10 protein-coding genes are annotated in these 13,961 nt (G+C 70.9%); 4 read left to right on the top strand and 6 right to left on the bottom strand.

Annotated features, from left to right (window positions below):
- Window positions 1-3 precede the first annotated feature (3 nt).
- The 3 genes from ACZ5CW_RS28275 to ACZ5CW_RS28265 all read right to left on the bottom strand — a co-directional run bounded on the left by ACZ5CW_RS28275 (window position 4) and on the right by ACZ5CW_RS28265 (window position 3,582).
- Entirely contained in the window at window positions 4-867 is an 864-nt protein-coding gene (locus ACZ5CW_RS28275) for a hypothetical protein (RefSeq protein ID WP_468606156.1), read from the bottom strand.
- 181 nt (window positions 868-1,048) lie between these two features.
- Window positions 1,049-2,134, bottom strand: a complete 1,086-nt coding sequence (locus tag ACZ5CW_RS28270; RefSeq protein WP_468606154.1) for a metallophosphoesterase — start codon at window positions 2,132-2,134, stop codon at window positions 1,049-1,051.
- A gap of 335 nt (window positions 2,135-2,469) precedes the next feature.
- Window positions 2,470-3,582: a LacI family DNA-binding transcriptional regulator gene (locus ACZ5CW_RS28265; protein ID WP_468606152.1), complete on the bottom strand. Its 1,113-nt coding sequence runs from the start codon at window positions 3,580-3,582 to the stop codon at window positions 2,470-2,472.
- Between the two features lie 429 nt (window positions 3,583-4,011).
- Between ACZ5CW_RS28265 and hisC the strand changes: the two genes are divergently transcribed.
- Entirely contained in the window at window positions 4,012-5,091 is a 1,080-nt protein-coding gene (gene hisC, locus ACZ5CW_RS28260) for a histidinol-phosphate transaminase (protein WP_468606150.1), read from the top strand.
- A 13-nt stretch (window positions 5,092-5,104) separates the two neighbouring features.
- Here the strand turns inward: hisC and ACZ5CW_RS28255 are convergent, their stop codons facing one another.
- Window positions 5,105-5,482, bottom strand: a complete 378-nt coding sequence (locus tag ACZ5CW_RS28255) for a cyclophilin-like fold protein (RefSeq protein WP_468606148.1) — start codon at window positions 5,480-5,482, stop codon at window positions 5,105-5,107.
- Window positions 5,483-5,691: 209 nt separating this feature from the next.
- Between ACZ5CW_RS28255 and ACZ5CW_RS28250 the strand changes: the two genes are divergently transcribed.
- Genes ACZ5CW_RS28250 through cydD form a run of 3 tightly spaced genes read left to right on the top strand, consistent with a single transcriptional unit; the run spans window position 5,692 to window position 11,971 of the window.
- A complete protein-coding gene (locus ACZ5CW_RS28250; protein ID WP_468606146.1) occupies window positions 5,692-7,200 on the top strand; it encodes a cytochrome ubiquinol oxidase subunit I in 1,509 nt (502 codons plus the stop codon).
- A gap of 15 nt (window positions 7,201-7,215) precedes the next feature.
- Window positions 7,216-8,235: a cytochrome d ubiquinol oxidase subunit II gene (cydB, locus tag ACZ5CW_RS28245; protein WP_468606144.1), complete on the top strand. Its 1,020-nt coding sequence runs from the start codon at window positions 7,216-7,218 to the stop codon at window positions 8,233-8,235.
- Between the two features lie 49 nt (window positions 8,236-8,284).
- Complete coding sequence (gene cydD, locus ACZ5CW_RS28240; protein WP_468606142.1) at window positions 8,285-11,971, top strand: thiol reductant ABC exporter subunit CydD; 3,687 nt, start codon at window positions 8,285-8,287, stop codon at window positions 11,969-11,971.
- 88 nt (window positions 11,972-12,059) lie between these two features.
- Here the strand turns inward: cydD and ACZ5CW_RS28235 are convergent, their stop codons facing one another.
- Both ACZ5CW_RS28235 and ACZ5CW_RS28230 read right to left on the bottom strand, forming a co-directional pair.
- A complete protein-coding gene (locus tag ACZ5CW_RS28235; protein WP_468606140.1) occupies window positions 12,060-12,947 on the bottom strand; it encodes an HAD-IIB family hydrolase in 888 nt (295 codons plus the stop codon).
- A 96-nt stretch (window positions 12,948-13,043) separates the two neighbouring features.
- Window positions 13,044-13,946, bottom strand: a complete 903-nt coding sequence (locus ACZ5CW_RS28230) for an LLM class flavin-dependent oxidoreductase (protein ID WP_468606138.1) — start codon at window positions 13,944-13,946, stop codon at window positions 13,044-13,046.
- Between the last annotated feature and the right edge of the window lie 15 nt (window positions 13,947-13,961).

The following is a 13,961-nucleotide window of genomic DNA, read 5'->3' as shown; positions in this document are numbered from 1 at the left end:
TTCTCACTCCGGCTGGTGTTCGGGGCCTCCGAAGTCCGGGCTCGTGTAGTCGGGGCTGGTGAAGCTCGGGCGGCCGGAGACGGCACCGTCGTCGGGGCTGCTGAAGCCGGGGCGGTCGTAGCCCAGGCGCGGTATGCGGCCGGTCGGGGTGGGCGGGGTCGTGCGCTGCAGTGCCGGCGGCCCGGGCGCGGCGAGGGCCTCCCGCAGGAACGGCAGGATGCCTCGCTCCAGGAGGGCGTCCCGCCAGGCCTCTCTGGCCCTGGCCAGGTCCTCGTGCGCCGCGTCCCGCGCCTGGGCCTCCGCCGACTGGCTGTTGCGCAGCGCGGTGATCACCAGCCCGACGCCGGCCACGAGGATCGCGGCAGCGGTCACGGCGCCGAACACCCAGCCGGTGGTGAGCATGGTCCGGGCGAAGGACTGCCCGGGATTCAGCATCTTCAGGATGTAGCCGACGAGCAGGAAGATGGCCGCCGCGGTTCCGGACAGGACGGGCGCCAGCACGGCGATGACCGCGATGGCACCCGCGCCGGTGGTCTCGGCGGCCTCGCCGAGAGTGGCGGCGAGACCGGCCGCGGCCGTGGCCGGGTCCGCGGCGGCGGAGTCGCCGGTGGCCGGCGGGGCGGACAGCGCCGGGTGGCGCAGTTCCTCGCGGACCTTCACGTAGTGCTGGTACTCGGCCGCCGCGGCCGCGGAGATCAGGGCGGTGGCGTCGAGTGCCATGGTGCGCAGTTGTTCGGGGTTGAGCCGCTGTCCGACAGCGGCCAGTTCCGGTCGGTGTGGTGCAGAGCGCAGCGCCTCATCGAGGAGCCGCGCGAATTCCTGGCGGTCCTCGCTCTGCAGGTGCTGCGGAACGCTGTTCATGTGCATCCCCCGATGCTCCGTAGGGCTGGGGGCTCGCACGCCGGCGAGCCGTCGGGCAGAAACGGAGGGGAGCCTGCTACGGATAAGCCGATGGTAGAGCCGTGGCGGTACACGGTGACAGGGGGTTGCCGGAAATTGCGTTCCGGTCTGCGTGTACTCAGGCGGGACGCGCCTGCCCCTGGAACGGTCAGTTGCCCAGCGGCAGTTGCTGGACCAGGAGCTTTCCGGCCATGGTCACTCCTCCGTCCATGGCGATGGCGAGCCCGTCGGCGTAGACGTGCGGACCCTCGACGACCGGGCCGCTGTCCTCCTCGCCGTCCTCGGAGCCGACCTCGCCCAGGAGGTAGGGGATGGGGCTGTGGCCATGAACGACCCGGGTGCCGCCGTACGTATCGAGGAGCGAGCGTACGGCGTCGGCACCGCCCTCGTCGCGGAAGGAGAAGCGCTTGGTGAACTTGCGGAACAGATCCCAGACCTCGTCGGCGTCGTTGCGGGTCAGGGTCTCGCGGACGGTGTCGTTGACCGCCTCGATCGAGTCGCCGTAGTCGAGGTAGGCGGTGGTGTCGGAGTGGACGAGCAGATAGCCGTCGACCTCCTCGACGGCGTCCAGGCGGGCCATCCACTGCAGGTGGTGGTCCTGGAGGCGGTCCATGTCGGTCTTCTGGCCGCCGTTGAGCAGCCAGGCCGCTTGGAAAGTGGCGGTGCCCGCGCCGGAGTTGACGGGGGTGTCGCCGAACCGCTTGGCGCCGAGCAGCAGCAGCTCGTGGTTGCCCATGAGGGCCTTGCAGTAGCCGCCGGCCGCGGCCGCCTCGGCGGACAGCCGCATCACCAGGTCGATGACGCCGATACCGTCCGGACCGCGGTCGGTGAAGTCGCCGAGGAACCACAGCCGGGCGGTGCCGGCGCACCACTGGCCCGAGGCGTCGATCAGCTCCTGCTCCTGCAGGGCGGTCACCAGTTCGTCGAGGTATCCGTGGACGTCGCCGACGACGTACAGCGGTCCGGGCCCGTTCGCCGCCTGCGGTGCCGGGGCGGCGGGGGCCGCAGCCGGCTCGACGGGCACCTGGACGGTGTCGCCGCGGTTGATGACGGGCAGGTCGCGCTGGGTGGGCGTGTAGCCCTCGGGGTACGCCTCGTCGACCGGCGGGACGGTGTCGCCCGGGTGGACGCTGCCGACGTACGGTCCGGTCTCATGGACGTACGCGGGTACCCGGAAGTCGCGCAGTGTCGCCGTCCGCTCCACCTCGGGTCCCTGACCGGCCCCCTGAGTCATCAGACCCCTCCACCATCGCGCCGCATCTGCACCGCTTCGGACTGCCTGGTCGCAGCGGTCCACGGTGTCGTGGGCCCATCATAGGAATGCGCGTCGCGCCGTGTGATGACCCAGGGGTGCTGAATCGGAACAAGACTCCGGTTCGCCGCGGCTTTCGCCCCGTTTGGGCAGGTGTTCGGCCGGCTGCCGGCCGACCGCGAGGCGCTTGCCGGGCCCCGGTCCGGCCCTCGGTCCGGCCGGGTTCCCGTTTCCGGACACCGGCTCGCCTCCGCGGCACGCCCGTGGGGCAGCACCCCGTACGGGAGTCCCCCCGCACGGAGCACTCCCCTCCGGCGTCAGTTCCCGTCGGGTGACCGCGGCGGGCTGACCGTCGTGCGCGGGTGGCGTCGCTGCGAGGAGGTGCGCACGATCAGCTCGGTCGGTATCACCTGCTCGACCGGCTGGTCCGACTCGACGCCCTCGATGGCGTCGATGAGCAGCTGGACGACGGCGGTGCCGATGCGGCGCGGCTTCAGGGAGAGCGTGGTGATGGGCGGCTCGGTGCTCGCGTACACCGTGGACTCGCTGCAGCACACCAGCAGCAGGTCGTCCGGGACGCGGAGTCCGTAGCGGCGGGCGGCGGCGAGCAGGTCGGTGCCGTTCGGGTCGAACAGGCCGTAGACGGCGTCGGGCCGGTCGGGGCGGGCGAGCAGCCGGTCGGCGGCGACCGCGCCCGCGCACGGGTCGTGCGCCGGGTAGGCCTCGTAGACCGGGTCCTGCCCGACCCGCTCGCACCAGTGGAGGTAGGCGGTGGTCGACAGATGCGTGTAGGTGTCCGTCGTCGTGCCGGTGAGCAGGCCGATACGGCGGGCGCCGGCGGCTGCGAGGTGGTCGAGGATGCCGAGTACGGCGGCCTCGTGATCGTTGTCGACCCAGGCGGTGACCGGGAGCGCGCCGGCCGGGCGGCCGTCCGAGACGACCGGCAGACCCTGCCGGACCAGCTCGCTGACGACCGGGTCCTGGTCGGAGGGGTCGATGACGACCGTGCCGTCCAGTGCGACGTTCGACCACACGTCGTGGCGGGAGGTGGCGGGCAGGATGACGAGGGCGTAGCCGCGGGCGAGCGCGGCGGAGGTGGCGGCCCGGGCCATCTCGGCGAAGTACGCGAACTCCGTGAAGGTGAAAGGTTCATCCCCGTACGTCGTCACGGTCAGGCCGATCAGCCCCGACTTGCCGGTACGGAGGGTGCGGGCGGCGGCCGAGGGTCGGTACCCCAGCCGGTCGGCGACCTCGCGGACGTGGCGCCGGGTGGCATCCGGGAGCCTGCCCTTGCCGTTGAGGGCGTCGGAGACGGTCGTGATGGAGACCCCGGCGGCGGCGGCCACGTCTCTGATGCCCGCCCGGCCCGGCCGACTGCCTCGCCGTGAGGTTTCCGCGCGGCTCACCTGGTGCTTCCCTGCTGCTGTCATGGCGAGCCGATAGTAGGGCTCATACGGTGGGGTAGTGCGGACGCATATGCACGCGTTGACAGGCACGTTTCTGCATGGTCATTCAGCGCCAACTGCCTCAGAAACTAAGGTAGTTGAACGCTTCAATGCTAGGACGTGACTTGTCGACGCGTATGGACCTGCCAACTGCCCGATGTCTCGAAGAGGTCTCAACTCACCTTCACGAGGGATGCGCGCCACGGCGCAAGCCACCGGCGCGTAGATATATGTACGGCGCGCCCCCCGGAACGTACGCCTTCGTACGGCGATGCCCTTGATGCCGGTGGGAGGGGCGAGGTTTTTCTCTTGTCGTCCCGCACCTGTACGCAGCGGAGCCGAATCCTCATAAGGTGAGGAGTATTGGAAGCCGGCGGCGTCGACGGTCCGCCGGTGGTCGCGAGGAGGACTGCGGTGAGCGAGACGAGCCCCAAGCTGCGCACCGAGCTGGAGGGTATCCCCACCTACAAGCCGGGCAAGCCCGCCGCGGCCGGCGGGCCGGTCGCCTACAAGCTGTCCTCCAACGAGAACCCGTATCCGCCGCTGCCCGGCGTGATGGAGAGCGTGACGGCGACCGCCTGCAACTTCAACCGCTACCCGGACATGGCCTGCAGCGAGCTGATGGCAGAGCTGTCGGAACGCTTCGGCGTCCCGCTCTCCCACCTGGCCACCGGCACCGGCTCCGTGGGCGTCGCGCAGCAGCTGATCCAGGCCACCAGCGGCCCCGGTGACGAGGTGATCTACGCCTGGCGGTCCTTCGAGGCGTACCCGATCATCACGCAGATCAGCGGCGCCCGGTCGGTGCAGGTCCCGCTCACGCCGGGCGATGTGCACGACCTGGACGCGATGGCGGACGCGATCACCGACCGGACGCGCCTGATCTTCGTCTGCAACCCCAACAACCCGACCGGCACCGTGGTGCGGCGGGCCGAGCTGGAGCGGTTCCTCGAACGGGTGCCCGAGGATGTGCTGGTGGTGCTGGACGAGGCCTACCGGGAGTTCATCCGCGACCTCGAGGTGCCCGACGGCGTCGAGCTGTACCGGGAGCGGCCCAACGTCTGTGTGCTGCGGACCTTCTCCAAGGCATACGGGCTCGCCGGGCTGCGCGTCGGTTTCGCGATCGCCCATGAGCCGGTGGCGGCGGCCCTGCGCAAGACGGCGGTGCCGTTCGGGGTGAGCCAGCTCGCGCAGGACGCGGCGGTCGCCTCGCTCCGCGCCGAGGACGAGCTGTTGGGCCGGGTCGGCTCGCTGGTCTGCGAGCGCACGCGCGTGGTCGACACGCTGCGCGGCCAGGGCTGGACGGTGCCGGAGACGCAGGCCAACTTCGTGTGGCTGCGGCTCGGGGAGCGTACGGTCGCGTTCGCGCAGGCCTGTGAGGAGCACGGTGTGGTGGTCCGGCCGTTCCCGGGCGAGGGTGTGCGGGTGACGGTCGGGGAGACCGAGGCGAACGACATCTTCCTGAAGGTGGCGGAAGCGTTCCGCAAGGGGTTGTAGCCCGGCGGCAGCTCTAGTCGTCGATCGGTTCCACACGGATGGGGTCGCCGTCTCGTACGGTCGCCAGAACGCCGGCGTCCCCATCCAGGCTTCCGAGAATGTTGCAGGGACTCGCGAGGCGGCACTCCTCACCCTGCGAGATCGGTGTGGGGCCGTAGGGGAGTGCCAGCGCGTCGCCGTCCGTCCAGAAGGCCACCGTGCCCGGCTCCACGACCTGCCGGGCATCCGTTTCACGTGAAACGCAGACTCCTGTGTCGAAATACACCTCCTCGCCCCATGTGTGCGCGGTGGAGGTGAGCGGCAGTGCCTTGGCGAGGGCCTGAGTGGTCGGTGTGCCGGCGTCGAGGGTCGCGGTGATGTTGCCCGCCGGCCAGGAAACGCGTATCTGCATGGCGGGCAATTCAACAAGATGTTGAAGTCGCTGCCAAGAGCCTGACATGGAGGCAGAGGGGGGACCCCCCTTGGATTGTCGAAAATCAGTGCGTCATAATGGCTTGTGAATGTGAACGCGTTCACAAGCGCGTCCCGATTGCTCCCGTATGCGTGCAACAAAAGGGGCAAACCGCCGCTGTACCACGGCGTAGTAAGGAGAGTGACGACGTGGACCTGGCTCTGGCGCCGGAGACACTGGCGCGCTGGCAGTTCGGCATCACCACCGTCTACCACTTCCTGTTCGTCCCGCTGACGATCTCCCTGGCCGCTCTCACGGCCGGGCTGCAGACGGCCTGGGTGCGTACGGAGAAGGAGAAGTACCTCAGGGCGACGAAGTTCTGGGGCAAGCTCTTCCTGATCAACATCGCGATGGGTGTGGTCACCGGCATCGTGCAGGAGTTCCAGTTCGGCATGAACTGGTCCGACTACTCGCGCTTCGTCGGGGACATCTTCGGTGCCCCGCTCGCCTTCGAGGCCCTGATCGCGTTCTTCTTCGAGTCCACGTTCATCGGCCTGTGGATCTTCGGCTGGGACAAGCTGCCCAAGAAGATCCACCTGGCCTGCATATGGATGGTGTCGATCGGCACCATCCTGTCGGCCTACTTCATCCTCGCGGCCAACTCCTGGATGCAGCACCCCGTCGGCTACAAGATCGACAAGGTGAAGGGGCGTGCCGAACTGACCGACTTCTGGGCCGTACTGACCCAGAACACCGCCCTCAGCCAGGCCTTCCACACCCTGTCCGCGGCCTTCCTGACCGGCGGCGCCTTCATGGTCGGTATATCGGCCTACCACCTGGCTCGCAGGAAGCACATCCGCGAGATGAAGACCTCGCTGCGGCTCGGTCTGATCACCGTGGTCATCGCCGGTCTGCTCACCGCCGTGAGCGGTGACGTGCTCGGCAAGGTCATGTTCAAGCAGCAGCCGATGAAGATGGCGGCCGCCGAGGCGCTGTGGGACGGCCAGAAGCCGGCGCCGTTCTCGATCTTCGCCTATGGCGATGTGGAGAAGGGCCACAACACCGTGGCCATCGAGGTTCCGGGCCTGCTGTCCTTCCTCGCCGACGACAACTTCACCTCGTACGTGCCCGGCATCAACGACGTCAACAAGGCCGAGCAGCAGAAGTTCGGGCCCGGTGACTACCGGCCCAACATCCCGGTCGCCTTCTGGGGCTTCCGCTGGATGATCGGCTTCGGCATGGCCTCCTTCGCGATCGGCATGGCCGGACTCTGGCTGACCCGCAAGAAGTTCCTGCTGCCGCAGCATCTGAGGGTCGGTGACGACGAGGTGCCGCACCTGGTGCTGTTCAGGAACAAGGCGCTCAGCCCGAAGCTCACCACCTGGTACTGGCGCATCGCGATCTGGACGCTGGCCTTCCCGCTGATCGCCAACTCCTGGGGCTGGATCTTCACCGAGATGGGCCGCCAGCCATGGGTCGTCTACGGAGTCCTGCAGACCCGGGACGCGGTCTCCCCCGGTGTCTCCCAGGGCGAGGTCCTCACCTCGATGATCGTCTTCACCGCGCTGTACGCGATCCTCGCCGTGGTCGAGGTCAAGCTGCTGGTGAAGTACGTCAAGGCCGGGCCGCCCGAGCTGACCGAGGCCGACCTCAACCCGCCCACGAAGATCGGCGGCGACACCCGTGACGCCGACAAGCCGATGGCCTTCTCGTACTAGGCCGAGGGAACAGTCATGGAACTTCACGACGTCTGGTTCGTCCTGATCGCCGTCCTGTGGACCGGCTACTTCTTCCTGGAGGGCTTCGACTTCGGGGTCGGCATCCTCACCAAGCTGCTGGCCCGCAACCGGCCCGAGCGACGGGTGCTGATCAACACCATCGGGCCCGTCTGGGACGGCAACGAAGTGTGGCTGCTCACGGCGGGCGGCGCGACCTTCGCCGCCTTCCCCGAGTGGTACGCCACGCTCTTCTCCGGCTTCTACCTGCCCCTGCTCCTCATCCTGGTCTGTCTGATCGTCCGGGGTGTCGCCTTCGAGTACCGGGCGAAGCGGCCCGAGGAGAACTGGCAGCGCAACTGGGAGACGGCGATCTTCTGGACCTCGCTTCTTCCCGCCTTCCTGTGGGGCGTGGCCTTCGGAAACATCGTGCGGGGGGTGAAGATCGACCAGCACTTCGAGTACGTCGGCGGCGTCTGGGACCTGCTCAACCCCTACGCCCTGCTCGGCGGCCTGACGACGCTCACGCTGTTCACCTTCCACGGTGCGGTGTTCACCGCGCTCAAGACCGTCGGGGACATCCGCGTCCGGGCACGGAAGCTGGCCCTGTGGGCCGGTCTCGTCGCGGCCGTCGTGGCCCTCGCCTTCCTGCTGTGGACGCAGGCCCACAGCGGTGACGGCAAGAGCCTGGTGGCCCTGATCGTGGCCGTCGCCGCCCTGGTGGCCGCTCTCGTGGCCAACCAGCTCGGGCGTGAGGGGTGGTCGTTCGCGCTGTCCGGCATGACCATCGTGGCGGCCGTGGCGATGCTCTTCCTGTCGCTCTTCCCGAACGTCATGCCGTCCACGCTCGACGGGGACTGGAGCCTGACGGTCACCAACGCCTCGTCGAGCCCCTACACCCTGAAGATCATGACGTGGTTGGCGGTGGTCGCCACCCCGATCGTCCTGCTCTACCAGGGCTGGACCTACTGGGTGTTCCGCAAGCGGATCGGCACGCAGCACATCGCGTCTGACGCTGCTGCCGGCGCCGCGCACTAGTCCGCCGAGGGTGTGTTCCACGTGAAACACACCCTCTGGACCGAAGGGCATGTTTCACGTGAAACCAATCGATCCACGTCTTCTGCGGTACGCCCGTGCCACCCGCCTCTTCCTCGTAGCGCTCGTCGGACTGGGTGCCGTCGGCGCCGGGCTCGTCATCGCCCAGGCGATGCTCATCGCCGAGGTTGTCGTCGGAGCGTTCCAGCAGGGGCAGTCGGCCGCTGAACTGGGCACTCCCCTGCTGCTGCTGGCTGCCGTGGCCGTGGGTCGAGCGGTTGTCGCGTGGCTCACCGAACGCGCCGCGCACCGGGCGAGCGCGGCGGTGAAGTCGGAGCTGCGGGGACGGCTCCTCGACCGTGCCGCCGCGCTTGGCCCGGGATGGCTGAGCGGGCAACGCACCGGATCGCTGGTCACTCTGGCCACGCGCGGCGTGGACGCCCTGGACGACTACTTCTCGCGCTATCTCCCCCAGTTGGGGCTCGCGGTCGTCGTCCCGGTGGCGGTGCTGGCGCGAATCGTCACCGAGGACTGGGTGTCGGCGGCGATCATCGTCGGCACCCTGCCGCTCATCCCGCTCTTCATGATGCTGATCGGCTGGGCGACGCAGGCCCGGATGGACCGTCAGTGGCGGTTGCTGTCCCGGCTGTCCGGCCACTTCCTGGACGTCGTCGCGGGCCTGCCCACGCTGAAGGTGTTCGGCCGGGCCAGGGCGCAGGCCGAGTCGATCCGCCGGATCACCGGTGAGTACCGCCAGGCCACCCTGCGCACCCTGCGCATCGCCTTTCTCTCCTCCTTCGCGCTGGAACTGCTCGCCACGCTGTCGGTCGCGCTGGTCGCCGTGACGATCGGCATGCGGCTCGTCCATGGCGACATGGACCTCTCCATCGGCTTGGTGATCCTGGTGCTGGCCCCCGAGGCCTATCTGCCGCTGCGGCAGGTGGGCGCGCAGTACCACGCGGCGGCCGAAGGGCTTGCCGCCGCGGAGGAGATCTTCACCGTGCTGGAGACGCCGGTCCCGGTGTCCGGTACCGGCACGGTGCCCGCGGGTGCGGTGGCCTTCGAAGGCGTCAGCGTGCGCTATCCCGGCCGTTCCGTGGACGCGGTGGCCGATGTGTCCTTCAACGTCGAGCCCGGTGAGACCGTGGCGCTGGTCGGGCCGAGCGGTGCGGGCAAGTCGACGCTGCTGAACGTGCTGCTGGGGTTCGTACGGCCCACCGAGGGGCGTGTGCGGGTCGGGGGGGCCGATCTTGCCGGCCTGGACCTGGAGGAGTGGCGGTCGCGGATCGCGTGGGTGCCGCAGCGGCCGCATCTGTATGCCGGGACCATCGCGGAGAACGTGCGGCTGGCCCGGCCGGACGCGGACGGGAGCGCTGTACGCGGGGCGTTGCGGGATGCGGGTGCGCTGGAGTTCGTGGACGCGCTGCCGGACGGCGCCGACACGGTGCTCGGGGAGGACGGGGCCGGTCTGTCGGCCGGGCAGCGGCAGCGGCTCGCCCTGGCGCGGGCCTTTCTCGCGGACCGGCCGGTGCTGTTGCTGGATGAGCCGACGGCCGCGTTGGACGGGGGGACGGAGGCGGAGGTGGTGGCGGCGGTGCGGCGGCTGGCGGTGGGCCGTACGGTGCTGCTCGTCGTGCACCGGCCTGCCCTGCTGGAGGTGGCTGACCGGGTGGTGCGTCTGGAGGGTGCGGAGCGGGTGGGGCACCGTGGGGACGCGCGGCCTGCCAGGGGGCTCCGCCCCCTGGACCCCCGTCCTCGCCCACCCGCCACCCGACTCGGTCGGCTGGAAGGCGGCCCGGAGGGAGTTGGGCGAGGTCGGCTGGAAGGCGGGCCGGAAGGGCTCGGGGCCGGGCTGCCGGGGAGTGGGCGCGAGGGGGTTCGAGTCGGGCGGTTGGAAGGTGGCCTGGAGGGGCTCGGGAGTGGCGGGTCGGGGAGTGGGCCGGAGGGAGTTGGGCGCGGGCGGCCGGGGGGGCTCGGGGGTGGTCGGCCGGGGAGTGTGCTGGGGCGGGTTCGAGGGGTTGCGGGGGGACGGCGTGGGCGGCTCGGTGTCGCGTTGGCGCTCGGCAGTCTCGCGCTCGGCAGTGCCGTCGGGCTGATGGCCACCTCCGGCTGGCTCATCTCGCGGGCCTCGCAGCAACCGCCGGTGCTGTACCTGATGGTGGCGGTGACGGCGACGCGGGCCTTCGGGATCGGGCGGGCCGTCTTCCGGTACGCCGAGCGGCTGGTGTCGCACGACGCGGTGCTGCGGATGCTGGCCGACACCCGGGTCGCGGTGTACCGCCGCCTGGAACGCCTCGCCCCCGCCGGACTGCGTACCGCCCGCCGCGGGGATCTGCTCACCCGGCTGGTCGCCGACGTGGACGCGCTGCAGGACTACTGGCTGCGCTGGCTGCTGCCCGCCGGTGTCGCCGTGGCCGTCTCCGCCGCCTCCGTCGGCTTCACGGCCTGGCTGCTGCCCGAGGCCGGTGCCGCCCTGGCGGCCGGCCTGCTGGCGGCCGGCGTCGGTGTCCCGCTGCTGACCGCCACCGCGGCCCGGCGGACCGAGCGGCGCCTGGCGCCTGCCCGGGGGGTGCTCGCGACCCGGGTGACCGACCTGCTCACCGGCACCGCCGAACTGGCCGTCGCCGGTGCGCTGCCCGCCCGTACGGCCGCGGCCCGGCGGGCCGACGGCACCCTCACCCGTATCGCCTCACGCGCCGCCGCCGTCACCGCGCTCGGTGACGGCCTCACGGCGCTGGTCTGCGGCCTGACCGTCACGGCCGGAGCGCTGCTCGGCGCCCAGGCGGTGGCGGCCGGCCGGCTCGGCGGTGTGGCGATGGCGGTGGTCGTCCTCACCCCGCTGGCGGCCTTCGAGGCCGTCCTGGGCCTGCCGCTCGCCGTGCGGTACCGGCAGCGGGTGCGGCGGAGCGCGGAACGCGTGTACGAGGTCCTGGACGCCCCGGAGCCGGTACGTGAGCCCGAGCGGCCCCGGCAGGCGCCCGCCTCGCCGTTCCCGCTGGTGGTCGAGCAGGTGACCGCGCGGTACGAGGGGCAGCGGCACGCGGCCCTGGCCGGCTTCGACCTCACCTTGGAGCAGGGGCGCCGGATCGCCGTGGTCGGGCCGTCCGGTGCCGGCAAGTCGACCGTGGCCCAGGTGCTGCTGCGCTTCCTCGACCCGCAGGCGGGCTCGTACACGCTCGCCGGTGCGGACGCGTGCGCGGTGGCCGGGGACGACGTACGGCGGCTTGTCGGGCTGTGTGCGCAGGACGCGCACCTCTTCGACAGCTCGGTGCGCGAGAACCTGCTGCTGGCCCGCAAGGACGCCACCGAGGCCGATCTGCGCGGGGCGCTGGCCAGGGCCCGGTTGCTGGACTGGGTGGAGGGGCTGCCCGACGGGCTGGACACCTTCGTGGGCGAGCACGGTGCCCGGCTGTCCGGTGGTCAGCGGCAGCGGCTGGCGTTGGCCCGAGCGCTGCTGGCCGACTTCCCGGTCCTGGTGCTCGACGAGCCCGCCGAGCACCTGGATCTGGCGACGGCCGACGCGCTGACCGCCGATCTGCTGGCTGCCACGGAGGGCCGTACGACGCTCCTCATCACCCATCGGCTGGCCGGTCTGGACGCGGTCGACGAGGTGATCGTGCTCGATGCGGGCCGGGTGGTGCAGCGGGGTCCGTACGCCGAGCTGGTCGCGGTCGACGGGCCGCTGCGATCGATGGCGCGGCGCGAGGCGGAGGCGGAGTCGCTCGTGGGGGTGGGGTGACACCTACGCGTGGGGTGCGGACACGCGTACGTCGTGGTCGGCGCCGTGCCAGAGCCGCGGTGGCCGGCGCCGTACCGGAATCGGTGGCCTAGGCGCGGTTCGCGAGGAGTTGCTCGATCACGACCGCGACGCCGTCGTCGTTGTTCGCGACCGTACGGCCCGACGCGGCGGCGACGACGTCCGGGTGGGCGTTGCCCATCGCGTACGACTGGCCGGCCCAGGTCAGCATCTCGACGTCGTTGGGCATGTCCCCGAAGGCCACGACCTCCTCGTGCGAGATGCCGCGCTCGGCGCAGCACAGGGCGAGGGTGCTGGCCTTGGAGACGCCGGGCCCGCTGAGTTCCAGCAGGGCGCTGGGGCTGGAGCGGGTGACGTTGGCGTGGTCGCCGATCGCCAGGCGGGCGAGGGTGAGGAAGGCGTCGGGGTCGAGGTCGGGGTGGTAGGCGAGGATCTTGAGCACGGGCTGGTCGGCGTCCGGGCCGTCGGGCGCGAGAAGCGTCTCGGCGGGCAGGAGATGGTCGGGTATCTCCATGTGCAGCTTGGGATAGCCCGGCTCCTGGTGGAAGCCGTACGTCTGCTCGACCGCGAACACCGTGCCCGGCGCCGCCTCGCGCAGCAGCCGTACGGCGTCCAGGGCGTTCTCCCGGGCCAGCTCGCGCACCTTCACGAAGCGGTGGGCGCCGGGGCCGCCGTGCAGATCGACCACGGCGGCGCCGTTGCCGCAGATCGCCAGGCCGTGGCCGTGGACGTGATCGCTGACGACGTCCATCCAGCGTGCGGGGCGGCCGGTGACGAAGAAGACCTCGATGCCCGCCTCCTCCGCGGCGGCCAGTGCGGCGACCGTCCTGGGGGAGACCGACTTGTCGTCGCGCAGCAGAGTGCCGTCGAGGTCGGTGGCGATCAGCCGCGCGGGTGTGGCGGCGGCAGGGGTCCCGGGCTGTCTGGTCGCTGAGGTCACCCGGTCATTCTCGCGCATATGCCCGCACGGCCGTGCAGGACTCCGCACAGATGAGACACAGATGACGCTCCCTGTGCGCCGGTCCGGGGGAGAGCGGGCCGACTGCCTTGTGGGTCAGCCCAGTTGGGCGACGGCCTCCATGGCGATCTGCTCGAAGACCTTCTGGTCCGCGGCGAAGTCGGAGTCCGGGATGGGCCAGTGGATCACGATCTCGGTGAAGCCCAGCTCCCGGTGCCGGCCGGCGAAGTCCACGAAGGCGTCCAGGGACTCGAGCGGCCGGGCACGGTCCGGGGTGAAGCCGGTGAGCAGAATCTTGTCCAGATCCGCCCCGTCCCGCCCGGCGGCGGCGCAGGCCTCGGAGAGCTTGTCGACCTGTCCGCGCAGGGCCTCGAGCGACTGCTCGGGGGTGCCGGTCTCGTACAGCTTCGGGTCGCCGGTGGTCACCCATGCCTGGCCGTACCGCGCGGCCAGCTTGAGGCCGCGCGGGCCGGTGGCCGCCACCGCGAACGGCAGTCGGGGCCGCTGCACGCAGCCCGGGATGTTCCGCGCCTCGTGCGCCGAGTAGAACCGGCCCTCGTGCGACACCGCGTCCTCGGTGAGCAGCCGGTCGAGCAGCGGCACGAACTCGGCGAGCCGGTCGGCGCGCTCACGCGGGCTCCACGGCTCCTGGCCGAGGGCGGTGGCGTCGAATCCGGTGCCGCCGGCGCCGATGCCCAGGGTGAGCCGGCCGCCGGAGATGTCGTCGAGGGAGATCAGCTCCTTGGCGAGCGTCACCGGGTGCCGGAAGTTCGGCGAGGTCACCAGCGTGCCCAGGCGCAGCCGGTCGGTGACGGCCGCGGCGGCGGTCAGCGTCGGGATCGCACCGAACCACGGGCCGTCGCGGAAGCTGCGCCAGGACAGGTGGTCGTAGCTGTACCCGGTGTGGAAGCCGAGCTGCTCGGCCCGCACCCAGGCCGAACGGCCGCCTTCACTCCAGCGGCGGTACGGCAGGATCACGGTGCTCAGACGCAGACTCATGCGTCCGAGGGTAAG

This window comes from Streptomyces sp. NPDC031379 (genome assembly GCF_055569615.1).
The sequence above is the reverse complement of the archived record's forward strand: the minus strand, read 5'-3'. Positions and strand labels throughout refer to the sequence as shown.